The sequence below is a fragment of the Luteimonas sp. Soil_C_16 genome, from assembly GCF_057657295.1.
The window spans coordinates 248250-272632 of record NZ_JBDGIS010000003.1 but is presented as its reverse complement, the minus strand read 5'-3'; the positions used below and the strand labels follow the sequence as shown (position 1 = coordinate 272632).

Below are 24383 nucleotides of genomic sequence, written 5' to 3'. Positions count from 1 at the left end.
TCAGGCTGCGGCGTTGCGCTGTTCGCGCGCGGCGGCACTGGCGAGCGCATCGACGCGCTCGTTCTCGGGATGGCCGGAATGGCCCTTCACCCAGCGCCAGTCGATCTGGTGGCGCTCGCAGGCGACCTGCAGCCGCTGCCACAGATCCTGGTTCTTGACCGCGCCGCCACCGGCGGTCTTCCAGCCGCGCTTGATCCAGTTGCGCATCCACTCAGTGATGCCCTGGCGCACGTACTGGGAATCGGTGTGCAGCACGATCTCGCAGGGCTCGCTGAGCGCTTCGAGCGCGGCGATCGCGCCCATGAGTTCCATGCGGTTGTTGGTGGTCTGCGGCTCGCCACCCGACAGCTCGCGCTCGGTGGTCTTGTAGCGCAGCAAGGCGCCCCAGCCGCCGGGGCCGGGATTGCCGAGGCAGGCGCCATCGGTATAGATCTCGATCGACTTCATCGGTGTTCCGTAAAAAAAGATCAGGCAGCCGGGGCGGCCAACGGCATCGGCATCGGGCGGCGGCTGCGCATCGGCGTCAGCGGCAGATGCCGCTTCTGACCGCGCAGCGCGTAGGCCGCGCGCAGGCCCGGGCCGTTCTGGGATTCGGTCACGGCCTCGGTGCGCCAGCTCGGCCCCACGCCGTTCGACACCGCATCCGGTGCCAGGCCGGCATCCCGCATGCGGCGACGCCAGGTCAGTGGTTCGGCGCTCGCGATGCCGGTCCCGCGCCAACGCCAGCGGTACGGGGTGAGCGGATTGAGGACCAGCAGCCACAGATGGCCGCCGGGCGCGAGCACGCGCGCGGCCTCGGCGAGCAGCGCGAGCGTGTCGCCCCGGCCACCGACCACATGCTGCAGGACCACCGCGCCGAAGGCTTCGCTCGGCAGCGGCAGGGGCACGCCGCAGCGCACCGGCCCCTGCAGACCGTCGCCCTCGCGCACCAGGCACAGGCCGCGGCCGTCGACGTGGCGTTCGGGTACGGCCGGGGTGCACCACAGCCACGGGAGACCCGGATGCGAGCCCAGCGCATCGGCGACGAGCGCGTGCTCGCTGTCGAGAATCGCGCGGCCGGCCGGTGTCTCGAACCAGTTGCAGGCGCTGCCGGGTTGACCGGCCGGGGAGATCGCGGGCATGGTCGGCATTGTAATGGCTTCCAGCCGCCGCCGAGCCGACCCGATGCGACTGCAGCCCTTGCCCGCCTTCGAGGACAACTACATCTGGACGCTGTCGGACGCGTCCGACAGCGCCATCGTGGTCGATCCGGGCGACGCCGGCCCGGTACTGGCTGCTGCCGAAAACGGCCTGACGCCCATCGCGCTGTTGCTGACCCATCACCACGCCGACCACATCGGCGGCGTCGACGCGCTGCTGGCGCGCTGGCCGGACCTCCCGGTGTACGCGCCCGACGATCCGCGGATTCCGCAGGCGACGGTCCGCGTGGGCGGCGGCGATACCGTCGACATCGCGCAGTGGCGCTTCGATGTGCTCGCGGTGCCCGGCCATACCCGCAGCCACATCGCCTTTCATGGACACGGCCATCTGTTCAGCGGGGATACCCTGTTCAGCCTCGGCTGTGGACGCATGTTCGAAGGTACTGCGGCCCAGATGCTGACCTCGCTCGATCGGCTGGCCGCGCTGCCTGCCGATACACTGGTCTGCTGTGGTCACGAATACAGCCGGTCCAACGCCGCGTTCGCGCGCGTGGTCGACCCGGACAACGCAGCGCTGCGGCGCCGTGAACAGGAGATTCTCGACATGCGCAGCGTTCCGCGCCCCACCCTGCCCGTCGCGCTCGCCAGCGAGCTCGCCTGCAATCCCTTCCTCCGCGTCGACGCCGACGCCGTCCGCGCCGCCGCCTCGCGTGCGGCCGGCACCGCGCTGACCGACCGGGTCGATGTCTTCGCCGCACTGCGGCGCTGGAAAGACGGCTTCCGCGCATGATGCCGGGGCGCATGACCCGGCTGGCCGCAGCGCTGCTCGTATTCGCGGCGCCTGCAGCCACCAGCTTCGCGACCGACGCACCGTCCCACACCGCCACTGCGGCTCTGGTCCCGGCCTCGCTCACCGCGTCCGCCACCACGACCCCGGCGGTCACCCGCAATGGCCAGGAGGTCTACCGTCGCTTTCTCGACGGTCTGTCCGAGCCCGAGTGCGCCGCGGATGCGACCGAGCGCTGGCGCTCGCACTTCGGCCACGTGCCACGCCAGTTGGCCTCGCGCGGTAACGACGTGCTGCCGCTGTTCGCCTACGTGGTCGAAGAGGTGCGCGCCCAGCATCTGCCGACCGAATTCGCGCTGATCCCGTTCGTCGAGAGCGGCTACCGGCCCGGCGCCCGCAGTGCATCCGGTCCCGCGGGCCTGTGGCAGTTCATCGCGGTGACCGCGCGCAACCACGAGATTCCGATCCGGCCCGGCTACGACGGCCGCCTGTCGCCTGCCGACTCCACCCGCGCCGCAGTGCGCTATCTGAAGACCCTGCATGGCATGTTCGCCGGCGACTGGCGTCTGGCGGTGATGGCCTACAACGCCGGCGAGTACCGCGTGTTCGGTGCGCTCAAACGCGCCGGCCAGGAGGCGCGCGACGCGACACCCGACACGCTGCCGATGCCGCAGACCACCCAGGCCTATGTGCGCAAGCTGCACGCGCTGTCGTGCCTGATCAAGGAAGCCGGCGAGCGCGAGACCTGGATGGCCTCGATGGACCGGGAAGTGCCGGCGCTGACCGCGATCGCGGTGCCGGACGGCATTCGCGATCTCGACACGCTGGCAAGCCGCCACGAGACCGACGCCGCGCGCCTCAAGCGCCTGAATCCCGCGCACGTCGATGGCCGCCTCGCGCGGATCGGCCAGCCGGTCACGCTGCTGGTGCCGCAGGCCGCCGCCGCGCCGCCGGTGTTCATGGCCGAAGCGCCGCCCGAAGTCGACATCCCGCCTGCGACCCACGACGCCACCACGGCCGCGCGACGCATGCACACCGTCGTGCGCGGCGATTCGCCGTGGTCGATCGCCAAGCGCTACGGCCTGCGCACGCAGGAACTGCTGACCCGCAACGCGCTCGATGCACGCAGCGTGTTGCGGCCGGGCATGGAACTGCTGATCGACGAGCGCTGATCGGGCGCAGCGCACGCGCGTACCGCGCATCGCACCTGCATAAAAAAAGCCCGGCGCGAGCCGGGCTTTTTTCGTGGCCAGTGCGAAGCGTCCTTACAGGCGCGCTTCGTTGACCGTGATCTTCATTTCGCGGCGCAGGCTGCGCTGCATGATTTCCGCGTCCTCGCTGCCCAGCAGGCTGCCGAGCTGCTGACGCAGCATCGTCTGCTCCTGCTCGCTCGCATCCTCGGGCTTGCCAGGTTCGACCCTGGTCACGACGAACACCACCGCGCTGCCGTCGGCCAGCATCACCTTGCCCGGCGTCGGCGTATCGCCGCTTGGCGGCGCCGCGCGGAAATAGGCCTGGCTCGCATTCGCGTCCGGCACCGGCGCGCCACGCGGAATGCCCGGCACGTCCTGCGCCTGCAGCTGACGTTCGCCGGCCAGCGCCTGCAGGGTCTTGCCGCCCTTGATCTCGGCGACCATCGCATCGGCAGCCTGCTCGGCCTGCGTGCGCGCACGGTCGGCGCGCACCTCGGCGATCACGCGCTCGCGCACCTGCTCCAGCGGCTGCGCGCGCTCGGGCGTGTGGCTGGTGACGCGGATGAAGACCGTCTGGTTCGGGCCGATCTCGATCGGATCGCTGACCGTACCGTCCTGGGTCAGCGCTTCGGAGAACGCAGCCTGCACCACCGCGTTGTTGGCCGCGATGCCGCTGCCGGCACCGCGCGCGAACGGCGCGATGGTCTGTATCTGCACGCCACCGGCGGCCGCGGCGGGTTCCAGCGACATCGGGTTCTTGTTGATCTCGTCGACGACGCGACCGACCTGCTCGTTGTAGACGCGCGAGCTGTCGCCTTCGCTGACTTCCTTTTCCATCTGCTCGCGCACGTCCTCGAACGCGACCGGCTTGCCGGCATCCACTTCGCGCAGCTGCAGCACGTGCCAGCCGAAGTCGGTGCGCACGGGCGCGCTGACCGCATTGGGCTGCATCGCGAACAACGCGTCCTCGAACGCGCCGGCCATCATGCCCTTCTCGACCCAGCCCAGATCGCCGCCGCCGTCCTTGGAACCAGGATCGTCCGAGTTCTCGCGTGCGAGCGCAGCGAAATCGGCGCCCGGTGCCTGCGCCTTGGCGGCGATGTCGGCAGCCTTCTTCTGCGCGGCCTGCTGCGTCGCCTCGTCGGCGCCGGCGGGCACTTCGACCAGAATGTGCGAGGCCAGACGACGCTCGGCCGTCGCGAAGCGCGACTTCACCTGCTCGAAATGGGCGCGCGCCTCGGCCTCGTCGACCGTCGCGTTCTCTGCACCGGCGTCGGCTGCGGCCTTCAACTCGATGTATTCCAGCGCGACCTTCTCCGGCTCGCGGTAGCGCGCGGCATGCGATTCGTACCAGGCCTGCTGGTCGGCCTGCGACACTTCGGCCGCATCGACGGCCGGCGGCGGCACGACGACGAAGCTGACGTCGCGACGCTCGCCCAGCAGACGCATCAGACGCGTGGACTCGCCCGCCGTGACGAACGCGGTCTCGGCGATCGACTGCGGCACCAGGGCGCGCTGCAGGTCGACGCGGATGGCTTCCTGGAACTCGCGCGGCGTGCGCGGCGGCTGCGTGGACTGCAGCGCCATCTGGTAACGCTGCGGATCGAAGCGACCTTCGACCTGGAACGCCGGGATCGACTGGATGATCTGCTGCACCTGCGCGTCACCGACGACGATGTTGGCGCGATCGGCGGCGAGGCCGAGCACCGCACGGTCGATCAACTGCTCGAGCACCTCGCGCTTGCTCTCCATCGTCTCGAACGCACGCGCATCGAATGCCTCGCCTTCCTGCTGACGACGCTGCTCGCGCATGCTGTCGAAGGTCTGGCGGAACTCTTCGGCGCTAACCTCGGCCGAGGTCCACGCGAACTTGCGCACCAGCCACCAGTCCGGCGCGGACTGCCACCATTTCGGCGGCGCCTCGACCTTGGCGGCATAGTCGGCATTGTTCTGGAACAGATACTGCTCCATGCCGAAGAACGCGAAGGGGACCGCGAGCACCGCCACGATGGCGATGGCGATCCAACCACTGGTCTTATCTCGAAGCGCTTGCAGCATGGGTCCGGACACGGGATGGCGAGCCGCCCAGTGTACCCGCAAGCCCGCGACCGCGCAGGCGCAACGGCCTTTCATACCGCGCCGCGAGCGCGCTCGCACCTGTTCAGTCGCGATCCGGAATCCGGTCGTAATCGCCAAGGGGATCGCGTACCATGCGCGCCTGACCGGAATCCCCGTCCGGACCAGCAGCGCACAGCGCGGCCGGCCGGATGCTCCAGACGTACGACACGTCGCTATCTCAAGAAGAAGAGGAATTCACTGATGGCAAACCTTACCAAGTCCGACATCATCGCTTCGGTCGCCGAGAAGTCCGGCCTGTCGCGCGCCGACGCTGGCCGTGCCGTCGACGGCCTGCTCGACACGATCACCGAGGCGCTGAAGAACGGCGACGCGGCCAACTTCGTCGGCTTCGGTTCGTTCGTCGCCCGTCCGCGCGCTGCGCGCACCGGCCTGAACCCGCAGACCAAGGAGCCGATCCAGATCGCCGCTTCGACCGTGCCTGCGTTCAAGGCTGGCAAGGCGCTCAAGGATGCAGTAAAGTAAGCGGCTCGATTGTTCCGCATGGGTGCTTAGCTCAGCGGTAGAGCGTCTCCTTTACACGGAGAGGGTCGGGGGTTCGAAACCCTCAGCACCCACCAAGAGTTTCAAAGCGCGGAGCGGTAGTTCAGTTGGTTAGAATGCTGGCCTGTCACGCCGGAGGTCGCGGGTTCGAGTCCCGTCCGCTCCGCCAATCTACAAGCAAAGAGCCCTGCAGAGATGCGGGGTTTTTTGTGGGCTGCGTTTTTCTTTCGAGACCTGCGGTGCGGAGCGGGCACTGCGCGATCGATGCCGGTGTTCCGGGCGCACGCATCGACACGACAGGCCCGCTCGCCGGATCGATGTTCCGTGTGCGCCCTTCTGGAAACATCGTTGGCGCCGGTTCTTGCATCGATGATGTCATTCGAACACCTGGTCACCGGCGGGCGCGTCGACATCGAGCGGCGCACGATCAGCCGCCACGACGATCGGGGCATTCCGCCTGGAGCGTGCATTCGCGCGTCTGCGAATCGGGTGTGATCGGCATACGCCCGCCTGTCGTTTCGATACGTCAGAGCGCATCACCTGCGACGACACCCAATGTGCGAGAACGCAATCACCGATCGGCGTTGCGACCCGGATCGATGCCACCTCGAACATCGCGAAAAAAAGTGCGTACAGCCTCTTCCCAAGTCCCGAGTTTCATGTAGAATCTCGCGCCTTGGAGCGGTAGTTCAGTTGGTTAGAATGCTGGCCTGTCACGCCGGAGGTCGCGGGTTCGAGTCCCGTCCGCTCCGCCATTTGCAAACGAAAACCCCTGCAGAAATGCAGGGGTTTTTCGTTTGTGCCGAGCTCGATCCCGGCCTTTTCAGCCGCTACCGGCAATCGCCTTCGCGCACGAACGCGAGATCCTCGAAGTCGTAGCTGAAATCGGCATCCGGATCGACCTTGGCCATGTGCAGCGCGCTCGCGCTGCCCTGCGCTGGCGATGCGATCAGCCACGCGTCGACGTCGTCATCCCGCCAGCGCACCTGCAGCCGGCCATCGACGGCGACGACGTCGCCGTGCAGCTTTGGCGAACGTTCGGAGACGAAGCGCAGTCCATCTCCTTGCGGACACACGTCGACGCTGCCGAACCACGGATCGCGCCAGCGCCCGACGACGTTCGCAGTCTCGGCCGCGGTCGGCGCGCGCGCCGGGCCTCGCGTACCGGACCCGGACGCGCCACTGTCGGCACGTTCGGCGGCGAGCAGACCGGCGTAGTCCGCGACATCGTGCGGCCCGCGTGCAGCGCTGAACTGCTTGACCAGTGCCTGCATCAACACCGTGCGCGCCTCGTCCGCATCGCCGTTGATCAGCACGACGATGCCGACGCCGCGCTCGGGCAGCAGCGTCAGCGCGGAGTACATGCCTTTGAGCGTGCCGGTGTGCGAGACCTTCGACGTGCCGTCGACATCGGTCAGCCGCCAGCCGTAGCCGTAGGCCGAGTAATGGCTGCGATCCCAGGACTGCATGCGCGCGCTGAGCGGCATCGGCATGTGCGCCGTCCACACGGCATCGCGCTGCGCCTGCGACAGCCACGGGCGGTCGTCCTGCACAGTGCCGGTGTCGAGCCACGCCTGCGCCCAGCGCAGCATGTCGTCGAGACTGCAGCGCAGTCCGCCTGCCGCCATCATCGGCTCGTCGGGAATCGTCGCGCCGTCGGCGCGCACCACGACATTGCGGTCGCCCGTCCGTGCGTGCGGCTGGGCGATATTGCCGACCGCATCGCGCGACCAGCTGCCGGCCTGGCAGCGCGTCATGCCGAGCGGTTCGAACACTTCACGCCGCACCAGCACATCGAACGGCACGCCGGCGACGGCGGCGGCGACTTCGCCGGCCACGATGTAGAGCGTGTTGTCGTAGGCGTAGCGCGACCGGAAGCTCCAGCGCGGCTGCAGATGGCGCAGGCCGTGGATGACCTCCGCGCGCGTGAAGCGGTTCGGTGACGGCCACAGCATCAGATCGCCGGCGCCCGGGCCGAGTCCGCTGTTGTGGATCAGCAGATCGCGGACCTGGATCTCGCGCGTGACCCAGTCGTCGGCCATGCGGAAATCCGGCAGGTGCCGCACCACCGGATCGTCCCAGCGCAGCAGGCCGGCATCGACCTGGCGGGCCAGCACCGCCGCGGTCATCGCCTTGCTGTTGGATGCGATCTTGAACAGCGTGGCCGCATCGACCGGCTCGCCCTGCCCGGCGCGCAGTTCGCCGCGCGTGTGCCGCAACACCACCTCGCCCTCGACGACGACACCCACCGCGATCCCGGGCAGCGCGTAGCGCGCGAACGCCTCGTCGACCAGTGATGCGAGCCGTCCAGCATCGACCTGCGTCTCGCGCGCGCCGGCCTGCCCCACGACAGCGAAGCAGGCGATCAGCAACCAGCGCGCGCTGCGCGTAGGCACCGCCGTCAGAAATCGAAGGTGATGTTGGCGAACACCTGGCGCCCGATCGCGCTGTAGCTGCTGGCGAAATACGGCCACGCGGTGTGGGAATCATCGCGCGGCGGCATCTCGTCGAGCAGGTTGAGCACGCTGATGCCGAGCGTCAAGTCGTCGGTGATGCGTCGCGAGACGTCGGCGTTCCAGATCACGTAGCCCGACGTGCGGCCCGGCAGCACGTTGCCGTTGTAGTTCGGCCGGCTGCCGTAGCGGTAGCCGTAGAGGCTGGTGTTCCAGTCATCGGTCGACCAGCTGGCGCGCCAGTTGGCGCGGCTGCGCTGGCTGTTGTATTCGACGGTGCTGCGCACGTCGCGCGGCGCTTCGTCGCCGAACTGCGCAACCTCGAATTCGAGCACGTGGGTGTAGCCGGCCTGCAGGTTCAGATCGCCCCAGCGGCCGAGGTCGAGCCCGTAGCGCAACGACGCGTCGAGGCCTTCGGTGCGCATCAGCGAGGCGTTGATCGGATAGGTCGCGAAACGGGTGATGCGGCCCTCGGGATTGAGGTCCGACACCACGCGCTGCACGGCGCCGGCATAGAACTGGCAGGCCTGCGAACTCGTATCGACCGCGCCGCCGTTGCGATCCCGACCGAGGCGGCAGTTCGCTTCCTGTTCGAGGTAGTAACTGTTCGACAGCGCCTGCACCCGGCCTTCGAGTTCGATGCGATACCAGTCGACGCTCGCCGACAGGGTCGGCAGCACGTCCCACACCACGCCCAGCGTCGTCGACTTGCCCTTCTCTTCTTCGAGCAGCGGGTTCGACGACTGCGTCATGTAGGTCTGGTAATTGAATGCCGCCGTGCAGGCGGGCGTCTCGGCGGCGATGCCGTTGAGCCGGCACAGGTATTCGTCGTCGACGATCGGATTGGACCCCGTGGTGCCGGCGTAGATCCACAGCAGATCGGGCGCGCGGAAACTGGTCGCGTGCGCCCCGCGCAGCAGCAGGTTGCGGAACGGCCGCCATTCCAGGCCCGCCTGCCAGGTGATCGCATCGTCGACCGATGTGACGTCGTCGTACTTGTCGTAACGGCCGGCGAGCGTGGCATCCAGGCTGGAGAAGACCGGGACGCGGAACTCCAGACCGGCGGCGTAGCGGTTGCGGGGGCCACCGCCGGGCGTACTGGTCAGGTTGTAGACGCGGTCCGGCCCGGTGTAGTCGACGGTCGTGCGCGGGTCGGGCGTCAGCGAATACTCCTGCTTGGCCGCTTCGACGACGGCCGCCATCTGCAAGGGACCGGCCGGGAGATCGAACAGCGGACCGCTGAAGACGAACTGCGCCTGGTCGGATTTCGACACGCCATCGCTGACCACCGTGGTGGTGAGCCGGTCGTACAACGCGGCCGAGCCGGGTGCGAACAGGCGATCGGTGTAGAACTCGCGGATTTCGTTGCCGTCCGGCGCGATACCCAGCACCGGACCCATGTAGTAGTCGCGCACGGCGCGCGTGAGGAAGCGCGGGCGCGTGGTGGTGATCTCGAAGCGCGACGAGGTCAGGCTCGCGTCCCAGTCGAAACGGCCATCGGCCAGCGTGCCGCGCAGGCCGGCGTTGATCGACCACGCACGTTCGTCGTACTCGATGTACTTGGTGCCGCCCACTTCGTCGGGCAGGAAGATGCGCTGCGCGGTCACCAGGCCGCGCACGGGGTCGCGCTCGGTGAACGGGCCTTCGCCGATGTAGTAATGCGTCTGGCTGGAACTCTTGTCGTTGGAATCGCTGCCCAGCAGCTGTGCATAACCGGTCAGCGTGTCGCTGAAGTCGAAGCTGCCCGACACGTAGGCCGACGTCTTGCCGTAGGCGTTCTGGATCGAGCGCGCGTCGTAGTACCCGAGCGCGCCGCAGCGGTTGGGCACGGCGACGGTCGTGGCCGAATGGAAGGGCACGAAATCCGGATTGGTCGCATCGCACGCTTCGAGCAGCGCCTGGTAGGACGGCGACAGCGCACCGGCATCGTTGCGCCACAGGTAGTTCTGGCCGGCGCGGAAATAGACGCCGCTGATCGATGCGGTCGGCCGTTCGGGGTTGGTGCGGTACTGCGGATGCGCCAGATAGGTGAGATCGCGCTGCGAGGCGACGATCTCCTCGCGGTCGAGCCGCTCGATCGCGTAGGTCAGGCTCCAGCGGTCGCCGGTGCGCCCGCCGGTCCACTGGAACAGGCCGGTATCGCCACCGCCCTGCGTCGTCGTACCGCCGCGCAGGCGGATGGTGTCGCCGCTGAAATTTTCCTTGGTGATGATGTTGACGACGCCGGCGACCGCGTCCGATCCGTAGATCGCCGAGGCGCCGCCGCTCATCACCTCGATGCGCTCGATCGCCGCCGCCGGAATGCTGCCCAGACTCACCGCGGTGCCGTTCGAACCGTAGGGCTGCGGGTAGTCGGCCAGACGCTGGCCGTTGAGCAGGATCAGCTGGTAGCCCGGCCCCAGCCCGCGCAGATTCATGAACTGCCCGTTCGGCGAATTGCCGGTCTGGTCGGATTCGTTGAGCGTGTTGCCGGTGAACTGGGTCAGCGTGCCCAGCGATTCCCAGACCGTGCTGAAGCCCTGCTTCTGGATGTCTTCGGCGGTGATCACCGTGACCGGCGCCGGACCCTCGATCTCGGTGCGCGCGATGCGCGAGCCGGTCACCTGCACCTGGTCGAGCGTGCTGACGCGTTCGTCCGCGGTGGACGTCTGCGCATGGACGATTGCGGGCATGGCCAGCGCCAGCAGCAGCGCAGCGCTCAGGCGACGGAGGACGGGCGGTGGCGACGTGGGCTGGCAGGACATGCGGAACGGACTCCCCGGTTGGCGTGGCGACACGGCGCGCGCAACCGGCAGGTCACACCGGTGCGGCCGAGATCGGTAGCAACCCGGCCGCCCCGGAGGGCCCCCTTACCGGACGGGTATGACCACGTGATTAACACCCACCATGAATCGATGTCAATTAATTATTCCGCCTTGTTCTGACGCTGAAAACAAATATTCTCAAAGCCTCGATCGCAGACCGGCGCGCGTGCATGCGCGCCGACCGCAGGAGCCGCAATGCGCTTCAACCGACTGTCCCCGTTCGCCACGCGCGCCCTCCTCGCCACGCTGCTGACGCTCGCCGCACTGCTGCCGGCACCCGGCGCGACGCATGCGGCGTCGCCGGCGATTCCGGGCCTGAGCGCATCGATGCTGTCGCCGGAACACTGGATCGCGCGACTCGACGCACCGGATGCCGTGGTCCTCGACGCCGCCGCGATCGACGCGCAGAACATGGCAATGCGGCGCGATGATGCGTCGATCCAGGATCCACTCGCCCTACCCGATCGACTCGATCGGCGCACGGTCGCCGATTGGATCGAAGCGCTGTCGACGCGTCCCACGGCGCCACGCTTCACCGTCGACGGCCAGGTCGATGCCGCGACGCTCGATGGCTGGATGGATGCGTTGGCGCTGGACGCCCTGCCCGCGCAGGTGACGCCGCGTTTCGGCCTCGTCGTGCGCCGCGCCAACCTGCGCGCATTTCCGACCGCGACCCGCGTCTTCAGCCGCCCGGGCGACACCGACATCGACCGCTTCCAGGAAGATGCCCTGTTCCCCGGTGCGCCGGTCGCGGTGTTGCATGCCAGCCGCGACGGCGACTGGCTGTTCGTGGTCAGCGAGCGCTATCGCGCCTGGGTCGAGACCACGCACATCGCGATCGGCACGCGTGATGCGGTCGCCGGATACGCGGCGCGTGCAGCCGACGGTATCGTCGTCACCGGCGCCACCGCGCGCACGGTCTTCACACCCGAGGCACCGGCGGTCTCGGACGTGCAGCTGGAGATGGGCGTGCGCGTGCCGCGTGCCGACTGGGGCGCGACGCGCGTGCTGCACGGGCAGGTGCCGGCATTCGGTGACATCGTCGAACTGCCCGTGCGCGCTGACGATGGTGCGCTGTCGTTTTCGCCAGCGCTGCTTCCGGCGTCCGCCGAGGTGGCCGACGACGTGCTGCCCTACACGCGCGCCGCGCTGATCCGCCAGGCCTTCAAGTTCCTCGGCGAACGCTACGGCTGGGGACACGCATACAACGCGCGCGATTGCAGCGGCTTCGTGTCGGAGATCTACCGCAGCGTCGGCATCCTGCTGCCCCGCAATACCAGCGCACAAGCGACGAGCCCGGCGTTGAACCGCATCGAAGTGCCGGCCGACACGCCGCATGCACAGCGGCTGCAACTGCTGCGCGACGCCGACGTGGGCGACATGGTGTTCATTCCGGGCCACGTGATGATGGTCATCGGCCACGTCGATGGCGAGCCCTGGGTGATCCACGACACCGCCGGCATGAGCGTGCGCGACGCCGGCGGTGCGATCGCGCGTCTGCCACTCAACGGCGTGGTGGTCACGCCGGTCACGCCGTTGCTGTCCGGCGCCGACGGCACCACCATCGACCGCATCACCAGCATCCAGCGCGTGCGCTGACGCGTGCACCTCACCGGACTTCCATGAAGATCACCGACATCCAGCTGGGCATGGTGCGCGTGCCGCTGAAGACGCCGTTCAAGACCGCGCTGCGCACCGTGGAGAGCGTCGACGACATCATCGTGTCGATCCACACCGACACCGGCCACATCGGCTACGGCGAGGCCGCGGCGACCGCGGTGATCACCGGCGATACTCACGGCGCGATCGTCGCGGCGATCTCGACCGTCATCGCGCCACGACTGGTCGGCCGCGAGATCGCAGATTTCAACGCGCTGACGCGTCTCGTGCAGACCGCGCTCGAGCGCAACACCAGCGCCAAGGCCGCGGTCGAGATCGCGCTCTACGATCTGTTCGCACAACTGCATGGTGCGCCGCTGTACCGCATCCTCGGCGGCGGCGATCCGGTGATCAGCACCGACATCACGATCAGCGTCGACTACATCGACAAGATGGTCGCCGATGCGCTGTCGGCGGTGGATCGCGGCTTCGGCGCGCTGAAGATCAAGGTCGGCAAGGATCTCGGCGTGGATCTCGAACGCATCCGCGCGATCCATGCCGCGGTCGACGGCCGCGCGCTGCTGCGCCTCGATGCGAACCAGGGCTGGACGCCGAAGCAGGCCGTCCATGCGATGCGCCAGCTCGAAGATGCGGGCATCGAACCGGAACTGCTGGAGCAACCGGTCAAGGCCCACGATCTCGCCGGCCTGAAGTACGTCACCGATCGCGTGCACGTGCCGGTGATGGCGGACGAAAGCGTGTTCGGCCCGGTGGAACTGATCGAACTGATCCGCATGCGCGCGGCCGACATCGTCAACATCAAACTCATGAAGACCGGCGGCCTTTCGAATGCGATCAAGCTCGCCGACATCGCCGGCCTGCATGGCGTCGACTGCATGATCGGCTGCATGATCGAGACCAGCATCAGCGTCGCCGCGGCGGCGCATCTGGCCGTCGCCAAGTCCGACGTCATCACCAAGGTCGATCTCGACGGCCCTTCGCTGTGCGCCTGGAATCCGGTCGAGGGTGGCGTCGCGTTCGACGATGCCGAGATCTCGATCGGCGATGCGCCGGGGCTCGGCATCGTGTCGATCCGCGACGTGCAGCCCATCGCCTGCTGACGTGCAGATGGCCTCGCCGCTGCTGAAGATCCGCGCCGAACGCGACCGGCTGTCGGCGATTGAGCGCCGCATCGGTGACTTCGTGCTGGAGAACGCGCATCTGCTGCGCGACTACTCTTCGCAGCAGCTCGCCGGTGCGCTCGGCATCAGCCAGTCGAGCGTGGTGAAGTTCAGCCAGAAACTCGGCTTCCGCGGCTATCCGGATCTGAAATTCTCGGTCGGCGAATCGGTCGCGCGCGAACGCGAGCCGATCGCCGTCGCGCCCGCAGCTACGGTCGACGTGCCCGCAGTCGCGGACGCGTTGTGGCAGGGCAAGAGCCAGGCCGAAGCCGCGACGCGTTCGATCAATCCCGAATCCGGCCTGCAATCGATCGCGGCTGCACTGCATGCGTCCGGACGCGTGGTCGTGGTCGGCTCGGGCGAGGACAACCTCGCCGCGCGCGCGTTCGCGCTGCGGCTGTCGCTGCTCGGCGTCGCCGCGGCCTACCACCCCGACCCTGCACTCGCCGCCGCACAGGTCGCCGGCCTCGGCGAAGGCGACCTGCTGGCGCTGTTCTCCGAACAGGGCCAGCAGCCGGCGTTGCTGCAACTCGCGAAGCTCGCACACGAACGCGGCGCACGTGTGCTGTCGGCGACGCGGCACTCCAGCAATCCGCTGCGCGCTCGCGCCGACCATGCGCTGCTGGTCTCGGCGCACGACGCCCGGCCACATGTCGCGATGCTGCTCTATCACAGCGCGCTGCAGCAGCTGCTCGATGTCGTCATCGTGCAGCTGTGCGCGATGCCCGGCCGGCAGGCCCGACTCGCCGACCATCAGGCGCGCATGCGCCGCCTGCTCGATCCATGACTCCAGAGGACGTTCCCATGCCCCGATTCCCTCGACGCGCCGCGGGCGCCGCGCTGCTGCTGGCCACTCTGCTGCTCGCCGCCTGCGGCACCACACGGACGCCGGCTGCAGCGCCGCTGACCGGTGCGCAGCAGCTCGTCGTCGTGACCGCCGCCGACTGGGACGCCGCGCAGGCGCGGATGCAGCGCTTCGAACGCGACGGCGACGGCGCCTGGCGTGCGGTGGGCGATGCGGTGCCGGTGATGTTGGGCCGCAGCGGCGGTGGCTGGGGCATCGGCCTGCATCCGGCGCAAACGGGCGAACCACAGAAACGCGAAGGCGACGGCCGCGCACCGGCCGGTGTGTTCGCGATCGGCGAGGCCTTCGGCTACGCCCCCACCGGTATCGGCGCCCTGCCCTACCTGCCGATGCAGGCCTCGCATTACTGCATCGACGTGCCGGCCTCGCCGCTCTACAACCGCATCGTCGACGAGCGCGACGTCGGCGCGGCCGCAGTGGCGGGTTCCAGCGAGCGCATGCGTCTCGACCTGCACAACGACGGCGACGTGCGCTACCGCCAGGGCTTCGTCATCGAACACAACGCGCAAGGCGAAGCCGGCCGTGGCAGCTGCATCTTCGCCCACCTGCTGCGCCGCCCCGACGAGACCACGGCCGGCTGCACCGCGATGAGCGATGCGGCGATGGACGTTCTGCTCGGCTGGCTGGACCCGGCGCGCACGCCGCGCTTCGTGCTGCTGCCCGACGCCGAATACACGCGTCTGCAGGCCGCCTGGCAGCTGCCGGCGCTGCCGCGATGAGCCCCGCGACGCCGCTGGTCTCGCGCATCGCCACGCTCGACGATCTGCCCGCGGTGCTGGCGATGATGCGGGCGTTCTACAGCGAGGACCGCCTGCACTTCGACGACGTCGCCACGCCGCGCGCGGTGTCGGCGCTGCTGTCGGATCCCGGCTGCGGTGCGCTGCTGCTGCTCGGCGCAGATGGCGCCGACGGTTACATGGCGCTGACCCGCGGTTTCAGTCTCGAACAGGGCGGCCACCACGCCCTGCTGGACGAGCTCTACATCGCGCCCGCCGCACGCGGCCGTGGGCTCGGCGCGCAGGCGCTCGCACTGGCCAGCACGCAGGCGCGCACCTGGGGCGTCGCCGTGCTGCGGCTGGAAGTGCATCACCACAATCCGCGCGCGAAGGCCCTGTACCTGCGGGCGGGTTTCGTCGACGGTATCCGTGACACGCTCGCGCTCGATCTGGCGACGCGGCCTTGATGCATCGATGGCCGCGCCGGCGTCACGCCGCATGGCATGCTGCTGCGGTCCGTCGAACCGGCCGCGCGCCATGACCGAAGCTGTTCCCGCACGTCGCACCCTTCCCGCCTCGGTCCGCGTGCTGCTGGCGTTGCTGGCCGGCGCGGTCGTGGGTCTCTCGCTCGCGGCCTGGAACGCCGATACCGCGCTGCGGGTCGCCGAGTTCGCGCAGCCGATCGGCAAGCTCTGGCTCAACGCGCTGCAGATGACCGTGGTGCCGCTGGTGGCGGCGCTCGTCGTGGTCGGCATCAACGGCGCGGCCGATGCCGCGGCGTCGGGCCGCAACGCGCGCATGGCGATGGCGACGTTCGCGGTGCTGCTCGCGGTCTGCGGCACCTTCGCCGCGATCGCCGCGCCGGCGTTGCTGTCGCTGGTGCCGCGCGACGACGCCCTCGTCAGCGCGTTCCGCGCCGCGATCCAGGCACCCGAAGTCCTGCCGCAGGCGCCGAGCTTCGGCCTGTGGATCACCAGCGTGATCCCCAGCAACGCGATCGCCGCGGCGGCCGCCAGCGCGATGCTGCCACTGGTCGTGTTCTCGATGTTCTTCGGTTTCGCGCTGACCCGGCTCGAACCCGAGCGCCGCGAACGCATGCTCGATCTGGTGCGCACGATCGGCGACGCGATGATCGTCGTCGTGCGCTGGGTGCTATGGGCGGCGCCGGTGGGCGTGTTCGCGCTGGTGCTCGCGGTCTGCGCGCACGTCGGCCTCGGCGTGCTGACCGCGCTGGGTTACTACATAGCGCTGCAGTGCGTGCTGTACGTCGCGATCACGCTGCTGATGTACGTCGTCGCGGTGACCGTGGCCGGCGAGCGCCTGCCGCGCTTCGCGGCCGCACTGCTGCCGGTGCAGGCGATCGCCGCGAGCACGCAGTCCTCGCTCGCATCACTGCCGGTGATGATCGACAGCGCACGCAACCGTCTGGGCTATCCGTTGGCGGTGACCTCGCTGGTGCTGCCGATGGCGGTGTCGCTGTTCCGCATCGCCAGCCCCACCCAGTACCTGAGCGTCGTGGTGTTCATCGCCTGGATGTACGGTGCAGCGCTGGGACCCGCGGAGCTCGCGATCGCGGTCGGCCTGAGCATCGTCATCAGCATGGGTTCGGTCGGCCTGCCGGGCCAGGTGAGCTTCATGACCAACAACCTGCCGGTGACGCAGGCGATGGGCCTGCCGATCGAACCATTGGGCGTGCTGCTCGCCGTGGACACGCTGCCCGATGCATTCGCCACCGTCGCCAACACCACCGCCGACGTCACCGCGACCGCCGTCGTCGCCCGGCACAGCGGTACGTCAGCCACTGCGGATCTTCCACCGACATGACCGACACCTGGACCCTGCTGCACAACCCGCGCTGCACGAAATCGCGCGCCGCGCTCGAGCTGCTGCAATCGCGCGGCATCGAGGCGGACGTCGTGCGTTATCTCGACACGCCGCTCGACGCAGACGCACTCCGCACGCTGCTGCGGCGCCTCGACATCGCGCCCCGCGACCTGCTGCGCACCGGCGAGGATGCGTATCGCGAACTCGGACTCGCCGATGCAGCGCTCGATGACGATGCGATCGTCGAGGCGATGGTTCGGCATCCCGAATTGATCGAACGGCCGGTCCTGGTGCACGGAGAGCGCGCGGTCATCGGCAGGCCGACGGAGCGGTTGCTGGCACTGCTGGACTGAGAGCGCCTGTCTCTTAGAGCTTCAGCTGCCGTCGCCCCAGCGGCGCTCGACGGACGCACGTCCGGTCACGCTGGGCCCATCTGGAACTGGAATCGACGGCGACGATGGGTCCCAGCGTGCGCTGGGACGACGCACGCAGGCGATCGATCGCCGGCGTGCGCATCGGACTCAGTGGGTCCGCTTGGCGACATGCATCGCCGATGCGCGCGCTGGCGGCGCAAAGCTGTCGGCGCGCGCGCTCGGCCAGAAGGTCTTGAACACCGCGTGCTCGGGCACGCCGGTCAGCAGCTCGCCCGGCTCCAGGAAGCGATACAGCGCCGCCAGTGAACGCACTTCGGTCGGCGAGACGCGGCGCAGGATGTGCTCGGGGCCGATCTGCATCGGATGTTCCAGTCCGGCCGCACCGATCATGTCGCGCAGCGCCTTGAGCGTGTTCTGATGGAAGTGGAAGACGCGGTTGGCCTTGTCCGGCACGTCGAGCAGGCGCCAGCGCGCGGGATCCTGCGTGGCCACGCCCGTCGGGCACTGGTCGGTATGGCAGGTGCGCGACTGGATGCAGCCGAGCGAGAACATGAAACCGCGGCCCGCGTTGCACCAGTCCGCGCCCATCGCCAGCGTGCGCGCGATGTCGAACCCACTGGTGATCTTGCCGGCCGCGGCGACGCGGATGCGGTCGCGCAGGCCGATGCCGACCAGCGTGTTGTGCACCAGCATCAGCGCTTCCTGCAGCGGCAGGCCGACATGGTTGATGAACTCCGACGGCGCCGCGCCGGTGCCGCCCTCGGCGCCGTCGACGACGATGAAGTCCGGCAGGATGCCGCTGTCGAGCATCGCGCGCGCGATGCCGAACCATTCCCAGGGATGCCCGATCGCGAGCTTGAAGCCCGCCGGCTTGCCGCCCGACAGCGTGCGCATGCGGTCGACGAATTCCAGCAGCCCGAGCGGCGTGGAGAACGTGGTGTGCGCGGCCGGCGACTCGCAATCCTGGCCGACCGGAATGCCCCGCGTTTCCGCGATTTCCGGCGTGACCTTGGCGCCGGGCAGCATGCCGCCATGGCCGGGCTTGGCGCCCTGCGAGAGTTTCAGCTCGACCATGCGCACCTGCGGCTCGGCCGCGTGGCGCGCGAACAGGTCTTCGTCGAAGCGGCCCTTGGCATCGCGGCAGCCGAAGTAGCCCGAGCCGATTTCCCAGACCAGATCGCCGCCGTGCTCGCGGTGATACTCCGAGATCGCGCCTTCGCCGGTGTCGTGGAAGAAGTTGCCGCGCTTCGCGCCGAGATTCAGTGCGCGGATCGCGTTCGCCGACAGGGAACCGAAACTCATCGCCGAGATGTTGAAGATGCTCGCGGTATACGGCTGCGCGCGTTCGTCGCCGACCGGCACACGGAAGTCGTGCGACTCGGCATGCGCGGGCACCAGCGAATGGTTGATCCACTCGTACTGCGTGCCGTACATCGGCAGTTCGCTGCCGAACGGCACCACGTCACTGACGTTCTTCGCCCGCTGGTAGACCAGGGCACGTTGCTGGCGCGAGAACGGCACCTCGTCCTGGTCGTCCTCGATGAAGTACTGGCGGATCTCGGGTCGGAAGGCTTCGAGGCCGTAACGGAAATGCGCGGTCAGCGGATAGCTGCGGCGCAGCGTCGCGCGCGTCTGCAGCAGATCGACGGTGCCCAGCACCGTCAGGGCCAGCAGCGGCACCGCCGCGATCGCCCAGCCCACCGACTGGTGCAGCGACGCCAAGGCGATCGAGACCAGCGCCATGACGACGCAGAGTGCGAATGTGAGATAGCGGCCCATTGGACTCCCTTGCAGAACCGCCGGAACGTGGCGTCCGGCGCGTCATCCTCCCCGGACGACGGTGAAAGCCAGCTGCAGGCCGGTCGGCCCCGTGCGGCGCGTTGTACGCATGGTAGGGAGCGCCTCCGCACACGGCCAGTCGAAACTGAATGTTCCGTTGCGCGCGCCGCCGCTTCACGGCGGTTTGGCGGGCCGCTGCCTACTGTCGATCCGAATCCCACGTGCCTGTCGAACGTCCATGTCGCTGCCTCCCTACAACCCGGTGATCCTTGCGGAGATGACGCGTGCCGTCCATGCGGACCGACCGGACGCGGACTGGCATGAACTCGAACCCGTGCTGCGTGCGCAGTGGGAATTGATCCCGCGCGCGATCGACTGGGATACGGCACGCGCCGCGGCCGCTTCGCACTTCCGCACGATGCGCGGCCTGCCTGATGCGGCGCCCGTCGTCGGACCGTCACCGGCCGAAACGGGGAGCGCCTCATGATCTCGCCCCGCACGATCTGGCGCGTGCTCGTGCTGCCGACCTACATCCTGATCACGGGCGCCGTGTTCTCGCTCGCGTTGCGCAACACGGCCGGATCGATCCTCTCCCCGCTCGCGGGGCTCGCGCCCTGGGTCGTGGTGCTCGCCGCAGCGCTGGCATTGCTGTCGATCTTGGGCGCCTTGCTGCGCTGGCGGCGCAGGCTGTCCGCGGTGCGCCGCGTGCGTGCCGCGCGCGTGCGTCCTGCTGCACCCGACTGGGAAGACCGCGACGCGCCGGCCGGCGTCGCGCACCACGCCAGCCAGAGCTGACGGTCCGTCCTCAGAGCGGTTCCGCGATGTGGATCGTGTTGCCGCCTGCGCGCTTGGCCTGGTACAGCGATGCATCCGCACGTGCGAACCAGTCCTGCCAGTCGCGCTCCGCCGACAGCATCGCGCCGCCCACCGCCACCGTGATCCGTCCTCCGGGACCGACCAGGCGCGTCGCCACCGCATCGCGCACGCGCTCAGCCGCGCGTGTCAGCGCCTGCTCCGACAGCACCGGCAACAACATCACGAACTCCTCGCCGCCAAAGCGATAGACCGAATCGCCCTGTCGCAATTCCTCGCGCAGCAGCACCGCGAGATCGATCAGCACCGTGTCGCCGGCCGCATGGCCGAAGGTGTCGTTGACGGTCTTGAAGCGATCGATGTCGAGGACCAGCAGGCCTGCACGACCGCTCTGGCCGGTCGCGATCGCATGCCGCAGATCGGCTTCGAGCATGCCGCGGTTGGGAATGCGCGTCAGCGGATCGACGCTCGCCAGCAGTTCCAGCGAATCGCTGTGCGTACGCAGCCGCCGCGCGAACACCAGCGAGAAGCCGTACACCAGCGACCACGTCACCAGCGTGCTGATGTGGTACGGACCGACGTCGCGCCACAAAAGCGTCGCCGACGCGACCAGCAACAGCACTGCGCCGCTCCAGGTCGCCACGCGTAACGGCGCCAGATAGAAACTGGTCATCAGCGCGACGTAGACCCAGCCGCTCGCCGCCGGACCGAGGGTCAGGCACGCGAGAATCGCGAAACCGGAATTGAACACCACCATCCACGCGCCCGCGCGTTCGGTGCGCCCCTCGCGCCACGCCAGCCGTACGATCGCGACCATCGTGACGACAACGGCTGCATCCAGCGCCGCGACGCCCCAGTCACCGCGTGCGAGTCGCCACACCAGAAAACTGCCGAGCACGACCGCGGTCACCGACCCGAGCAGGGTGATGATGGCCAATTGGAAATTGTTCCGGAGTCTCGAAATCATCGTGGTGGCGCCCGTCCCGGGGCACGCCGGCGGCGTACCCGTTCCTCCCGCCGACCAGCGCTGCATCCGCTGTGATCGCACCCTGGACCGGCCGCGCGCATGCGCCCGTGAAGACACGCGTCGATCCGTGGGGGCTGCGAGGGAACTGCGAAGTCGGTCCGCAAACGCAGCGTCCGACGATGGTGCCCGGAGCCGGAATCGAACCGGCACGACCTTGCGGCCAACGGATTTTAAGTCCGGTGCGTCTACCAGTTTCGCCATCCGGGCAGGCGGTCGACAGCGTGCCCCAGCGCGCGGTCGATTGGAACCGCCGCGTCGATCGCGCGGCGCCAGATACGAAAAAGCCCCGCATCTGCAGGGCCTTTCGAACTGGAGCGGGAAAAGGGGCTCGAACCCTCGACCTCAACCTTGGCAAGGTTGCGCTCTACCAACTGAGCTATTCCCGCTTGGAACCGAATTGTAACCCGCCTGCGACCCGTGTGGTGCGCCGGCTGGAGGCCTGGGTCGGAATCGAACCGGCGTACACGGATTTGCAATCCGCTGCATAACCACTCTGCCACCAGGCCGGTGACGCCGTGCAGGACTTTGGGTCCTGTCGACAAAACGAAACCCCGCGTACAACCCGGGGCTTCGTCTTCGAAACTGGAGCGGGAAAAGGGGCTCGAACCCTCGACCTCAACCTTGGCAAGGTTGCGCTCTACCAACTGAGCTATTCCCGCTTGGGAGGCGAAATTCTACCCATCGCCACCGGGGTGTCAATACTTGTTCTTTTCCGCAGCGCGCATGATCGGCCATGCGGCACGCAGATACAGCAGGCCCGACCACAGCGTGAGGATCGCCGCGATCGCCAGCAGCCAGTCGCCGATGATGAAGATCTCGCGGCCCAGCCACGGCAGTGGACGCGGCGGCTGGTCGGGCGTGACCGAGTACAGCAGGCACAGCAGCGCGACCATCTGCGCGATGGTCTTGATCTTGCCGATCGCTGCGACGCGCACCGTCGCACGCTGGCCGAGTTCGGCCATCCACTCGCGCAGCGCGGACACCGCGATCTCGCGGCCCACGATCACCGCCGCCCAGAACGCCATCCACGGCGTCGGGTGGCCCTGCACGATCAGGAACAGCGCGACGGCGACCATCAGCTTGTCGGCCACCGGATCGAGGAATGCGCCGAATGCGGAGTACTGGTGGTACTTGCGCGCGATCCAGCCGTCGAGCCAGTCGGTGATCGACGCGAACGCGAACACCAGCGCGGTGGCGAAGTTGGTCCACTGGAACGGCAAATAGAACACCAGCACCAGCACCGGGATCAGCATGATCCGCATCAGCGTGATCCAGGTGGGAATCGTGAATTTCATCGGACGCCTGTGGGGGATTCAGTCGTGTCCGGCGCCGGGGCCGGGGTCGAGCCCGTGTAGGGTCGCATAGATGCGTTGCGCGAGCGCCGCGTTGACACCTTCGACCTGGGCGATCTGCTCGGCGCCAGCGGCCTTGAGCCCGCCCAGACCGCCGAAATGCTTCAGCAGGCTGGCGCGGCGGCGCGGACCGATGCCCGGAATGTCCTCGAGCCGGCTGGTCGTGCGCGCCTTCTGACGCCGTCCACGATGACCGGTGATCGCAAACCGGTGCGCTTCGTCGCGCACCTGCTGCACCAGCTGCAGTCCCGGCGATGCCGCGCCGGGCTTGAGCACCCGTCCGTCCGGCAGCAGCAGGGTCTCGTCGCCGGGCTTGCGCGCCTCGCCCTTGGCCACGCCGACCAGACAGATGCCGGTGATGCCGAGCGTGTCGAGTACCGCACGCGCCTGCGCGACCTGTCCGGTGCCGCCGTCGATCAGCAGCACGTCGGGCAGGATGCCGGCGCCTTCCGCGGCCGCAGGCACGTCGGTGCCCGCCTCTGCCGCAGCGACCTCGGCCGCGCGCGCGTCGGCCGCCTTGCGGAAGCGCCGGGTCAGCGCCTGGTGCATCGCCGCGTAGTCGTCGCCCGGCTCGATGCCGGCGATGTTGTAGCGCCTGTACTGGCCACGGACCGGGCCGGCGGCGTCGAACACGACGCACGAGGCCACCGTCGCCTCGCCCATGGTGTGGCTGATGTCGAAACACTCGATGCGCTGCGCGACCGCTGCGAGACCGAGCATCTCGCGCAGCGATTCGGCGCGCGCGTTCTGCGCCGCCTGGCTGCTCATCTCGGTCGCCAACGAGATCTCGGCATTGCGGCGCGCGAGATCCACGTAGCGCGCACGATCGCCGCGCACGCTGGTCTTGATCTGCACGCGGCGCCCGGTGGATTCGCTGAAGGCTTCTTCGAGTAACGCGACGTCCTCGATCGCGCGGTCGAGCACGATCTCGCGCGGCGGCGTTTGTTCGGCGTAATGCTGCGACACGAACGCGGCCAGCACTTCGGCCGGATCGTCGCTGCCGTTGGTACGCGGATGGAACGCGCGCGTGCCGAGGTTGCGGCCGTCGCGGAACGCCAGCAGCAGCACGCAGGCCTGACTGCCCTGCATCGCACAGGCGAGCACATCGAGTTCGGCCACCTTGCCGTCGACGTACTGGCGCGCCTGCATGCTGCGCATGTTGCCGAGCAGATCGCGCAGGCGCGCGGCGTCTTCGAAGTCGAGCTTCTCGGCCGCCGCTTCCATATCGCGCGTGACTTCCTGCGTGAGCTCGTCGCTGCGGCCATCGAGGAACAGCGACGCGCGGCGCACCGCATCGCCGTAATCCTGCGCCGAGATCATGCCGACGCAGGGCGCCGTGCAGCGGCCGATCTGATGCTGCAGGCACGGCCGCGATCGGTTGCGGAACACGCTGTCCTCGCAGTTGCGCAGCTTGAACAGCTTCTGCATCAGGTTCAGCGTCTCGCGCACCGCGGTCACGCCCGGATACGGACCGAAGTACCGGCCGGGCACGTTGCGCGGCCCGCGATGCACGGCGATGCGCGGCCAGTCGTCGCTGGTCACGAGCACATAGGGATAGCTTTTGTCGTCGCGCAGCGAGACGTTGTAGCGCGGCTTGAGCGACTTGATGAGCTGGTTCTCGAGCAGCAGCGCCTCGGCCTCGCTGCGCGTGACCGTGGTTTCCATGCGCGCGATCTGCGCGATCATCGCCATCGTCCGCGTGACCTTGGGCGAGGCGTTGAAATAGCTCGCCACGCGCTTGCGCAGGTCCGCGGCCTTACCCACGTACAGCACGGTGTCGTCCGCCGCGTACATGCGGTAGACGCCCGGTGCGGTGCTGAGCCCAGCGACGAACGCCTTGCCGTCGAACATCACGCCA

At 68.5% G+C, this 24383-nt stretch carries 21 protein-coding genes and 7 tRNA genes; 15 read left to right on the top strand and 13 right to left on the bottom strand.

The genetic code is table 11. The annotated features are described in order from the left end of the window. Positions 1-447, bottom strand: a complete 447-nt coding sequence (rnhA, locus tag AC3A5T_RS07650) for a ribonuclease HI (RefSeq protein WP_487628045.1) — start codon at positions 445-447, stop codon at positions 1-3. Positions 448-467: 20 nt separating this feature from the next. Beyond that, complete coding sequence (locus AC3A5T_RS07645) at positions 468-1121, bottom strand: class I SAM-dependent methyltransferase (RefSeq protein ID WP_487628044.1); 654 nt, start codon at positions 1119-1121, stop codon at positions 468-470. A 43-nt stretch (positions 1122-1164) separates the two neighbouring features. On the opposite strand from AC3A5T_RS07645, the gene gloB reads away from it, so the two are divergent. Together gloB and AC3A5T_RS07635 are read left to right on the top strand one after the other, a co-directional pair. After that, complete coding sequence (gloB, locus tag AC3A5T_RS07640; protein WP_487628043.1) at positions 1165-1929, top strand: hydroxyacylglutathione hydrolase; 765 nt, start codon at positions 1165-1167, stop codon at positions 1927-1929. An 11-nt stretch (positions 1930-1940) separates the two neighbouring features. Beyond that, positions 1941-3098, top strand: a complete 1158-nt coding sequence (locus tag AC3A5T_RS07635; protein WP_487628042.1) for a lytic transglycosylase domain-containing protein — start codon at positions 1941-1943, stop codon at positions 3096-3098. 93 nt (positions 3099-3191) lie between these two features. Here AC3A5T_RS07635 and AC3A5T_RS07630 read toward each other — a convergent pair whose 3' ends face one another. Next, positions 3192-5177, bottom strand: a complete 1986-nt coding sequence (locus AC3A5T_RS07630; protein ID WP_332076880.1) for a peptidyl-prolyl cis-trans isomerase — start codon at positions 5175-5177, stop codon at positions 3192-3194. Positions 5178-5438: 261 nt separating this feature from the next. Between AC3A5T_RS07630 and AC3A5T_RS07625 the strand changes: the two genes are divergently transcribed. The 4 genes from AC3A5T_RS07625 (at position 5439) to AC3A5T_RS07610 (ending at position 6493) form a co-directional block, all read left to right on the top strand. Then, complete coding sequence (locus tag AC3A5T_RS07625) at positions 5439-5720, top strand: HU family DNA-binding protein (RefSeq protein WP_159679230.1); 282 nt, start codon at positions 5439-5441, stop codon at positions 5718-5720. 20 nt (positions 5721-5740) lie between these two features. Further along, positions 5741-5815 (top strand) — tRNA-Val (locus AC3A5T_RS07620). Positions 5816-5830: 15 nt separating this feature from the next. Beyond that, positions 5831-5907: transfer RNA gene (locus tag AC3A5T_RS07615), tRNA-Asp, on the top strand. A 509-nt stretch (positions 5908-6416) separates the two neighbouring features. Then, positions 6417-6493: transfer RNA gene (locus AC3A5T_RS07610), tRNA-Asp, on the top strand. A 75-nt stretch (positions 6494-6568) separates the two neighbouring features. On the opposite strand, the gene AC3A5T_RS07605 is transcribed toward AC3A5T_RS07610, so the two are convergent. After that, positions 6569-8134 (bottom strand): serine hydrolase domain-containing protein, encoded by a 1566-nt coding sequence (locus tag AC3A5T_RS07605; protein WP_487628041.1) that lies wholly within the window; start codon positions 8132-8134, stop codon positions 6569-6571. Positions 8135-8139: 5 nt separating this feature from the next. After that, entirely contained in the window at positions 8140-10935 is a 2796-nt protein-coding gene (locus tag AC3A5T_RS07600) for a TonB-dependent receptor plug domain-containing protein (RefSeq protein ID WP_487628040.1), read from the bottom strand. Positions 10936-11190: 255 nt separating this feature from the next. On the opposite strand from AC3A5T_RS07600, the gene AC3A5T_RS07595 reads away from it, so the two are divergent. From AC3A5T_RS07595 to arsC, 7 genes are all read left to right on the top strand, one after another. Next, positions 11191-12594 carry a C40 family peptidase gene (locus tag AC3A5T_RS07595; protein WP_487628039.1) on the top strand — a complete coding sequence of 468 codons (1404 nt, stop codon included), beginning with the start codon at positions 11191-11193 and terminating at the stop codon, positions 12592-12594. A 23-nt stretch (positions 12595-12617) separates the two neighbouring features. After that, positions 12618-13715 (top strand): dipeptide epimerase, encoded by a 1098-nt coding sequence (locus AC3A5T_RS07590; protein ID WP_487628038.1) that lies wholly within the window; start codon positions 12618-12620, stop codon positions 13713-13715. A gap of 7 nt (positions 13716-13722) precedes the next feature. Beyond that, on the top strand, positions 13723-14562 hold the full coding sequence (locus AC3A5T_RS07585; RefSeq protein ID WP_487628198.1) for a MurR/RpiR family transcriptional regulator: 840 nt from the start codon (positions 13723-13725) through the stop codon (positions 14560-14562). A gap of 17 nt (positions 14563-14579) precedes the next feature. Further along, on the top strand, positions 14580-15359 hold the full coding sequence (locus AC3A5T_RS07580) for a L,D-transpeptidase family protein (RefSeq protein ID WP_487628037.1): 780 nt from the start codon (positions 14580-14582) through the stop codon (positions 15357-15359). Further along, positions 15356-15823 (top strand): N-acetyltransferase family protein, encoded by a 468-nt coding sequence (locus AC3A5T_RS07575; RefSeq protein WP_487628036.1) that lies wholly within the window; start codon positions 15356-15358, stop codon positions 15821-15823. The genes AC3A5T_RS07580 and AC3A5T_RS07575 overlap by 4 nt, the downstream gene beginning before the upstream one ends. A 70-nt stretch (positions 15824-15893) precedes the next feature. After that, positions 15894-17180 (top strand): dicarboxylate/amino acid:cation symporter, encoded by a 1287-nt coding sequence (locus AC3A5T_RS07570; protein WP_487628035.1) that lies wholly within the window; start codon positions 15894-15896, stop codon positions 17178-17180. Next, entirely contained in the window at positions 17177-17533 is a 357-nt protein-coding gene (gene arsC, locus AC3A5T_RS07565) for an arsenate reductase (glutaredoxin) (protein ID WP_487628034.1), read from the top strand. The genes AC3A5T_RS07570 and arsC overlap by 4 nt, the downstream gene beginning before the upstream one ends. Positions 17534-17701: 168 nt before the next feature. Here arsC and AC3A5T_RS07560 read toward each other — a convergent pair whose 3' ends face one another. Continuing rightward, the gene (locus AC3A5T_RS07560; RefSeq protein WP_487628033.1) at positions 17702-19333 is read right to left on the bottom strand and encodes an FMN-binding glutamate synthase family protein; all 1632 of its coding nucleotides are present in this window, start codon (positions 19331-19333) and stop codon (positions 17702-17704) included. A 238-nt stretch (positions 19334-19571) separates the two neighbouring features. Here AC3A5T_RS07560 and AC3A5T_RS07555 point away from each other — a divergent pair, with 238 nt between their 5' ends. Continuing rightward, on the top strand, positions 19572-19820 hold the full coding sequence (locus AC3A5T_RS07555) for a hypothetical protein (protein ID WP_487628032.1): 249 nt from the start codon (positions 19572-19574) through the stop codon (positions 19818-19820). Next, positions 19817-20128: a hypothetical protein gene (locus AC3A5T_RS07550; protein WP_487628031.1), complete on the top strand. Its 312-nt coding sequence runs from the start codon at positions 19817-19819 to the stop codon at positions 20126-20128. Before AC3A5T_RS07555 ends, AC3A5T_RS07550 begins: the two co-directional genes overlap by 4 nt. A gap of 10 nt (positions 20129-20138) precedes the next feature. On the opposite strand, the gene AC3A5T_RS07545 is transcribed toward AC3A5T_RS07550, so the two are convergent. The 7 genes from AC3A5T_RS07545 to uvrC form a co-directional block, all read right to left on the bottom strand. Continuing rightward, on the bottom strand, positions 20139-21083 hold the full coding sequence (locus tag AC3A5T_RS07545) for a GGDEF domain-containing protein (protein WP_487628030.1): 945 nt from the start codon (positions 21081-21083) through the stop codon (positions 20139-20141). 210 nt (positions 21084-21293) lie between these two features. Further along, a tRNA-Leu gene (locus tag AC3A5T_RS07540) sits at positions 21294-21380 on the bottom strand. Between the two features lie 103 nt (positions 21381-21483). Continuing rightward, a tRNA-Gly gene (locus AC3A5T_RS07535) sits at positions 21484-21559 on the bottom strand. 46 nt (positions 21560-21605) lie between these two features. Then, positions 21606-21679 (bottom strand) — tRNA-Cys (locus AC3A5T_RS07530). 77 nt (positions 21680-21756) lie between these two features. Then, positions 21757-21832, bottom strand: a tRNA-Gly gene (locus AC3A5T_RS07525). Between the two features lie 36 nt (positions 21833-21868). After that, on the bottom strand, positions 21869-22468 hold the full coding sequence (gene pgsA / locus AC3A5T_RS07520; RefSeq protein ID WP_159679254.1) for a CDP-diacylglycerol--glycerol-3-phosphate 3-phosphatidyltransferase: 600 nt from the start codon (positions 22466-22468) through the stop codon (positions 21869-21871). An 18-nt stretch (positions 22469-22486) separates the two neighbouring features. Further along, positions 22487-24376 (bottom strand): excinuclease ABC subunit UvrC, encoded by a 1890-nt coding sequence (gene uvrC / locus AC3A5T_RS07515; RefSeq protein WP_487628197.1) that lies wholly within the window; start codon positions 24374-24376, stop codon positions 22487-22489. Between the last annotated feature and the right edge of the window lie 7 nt (positions 24377-24383).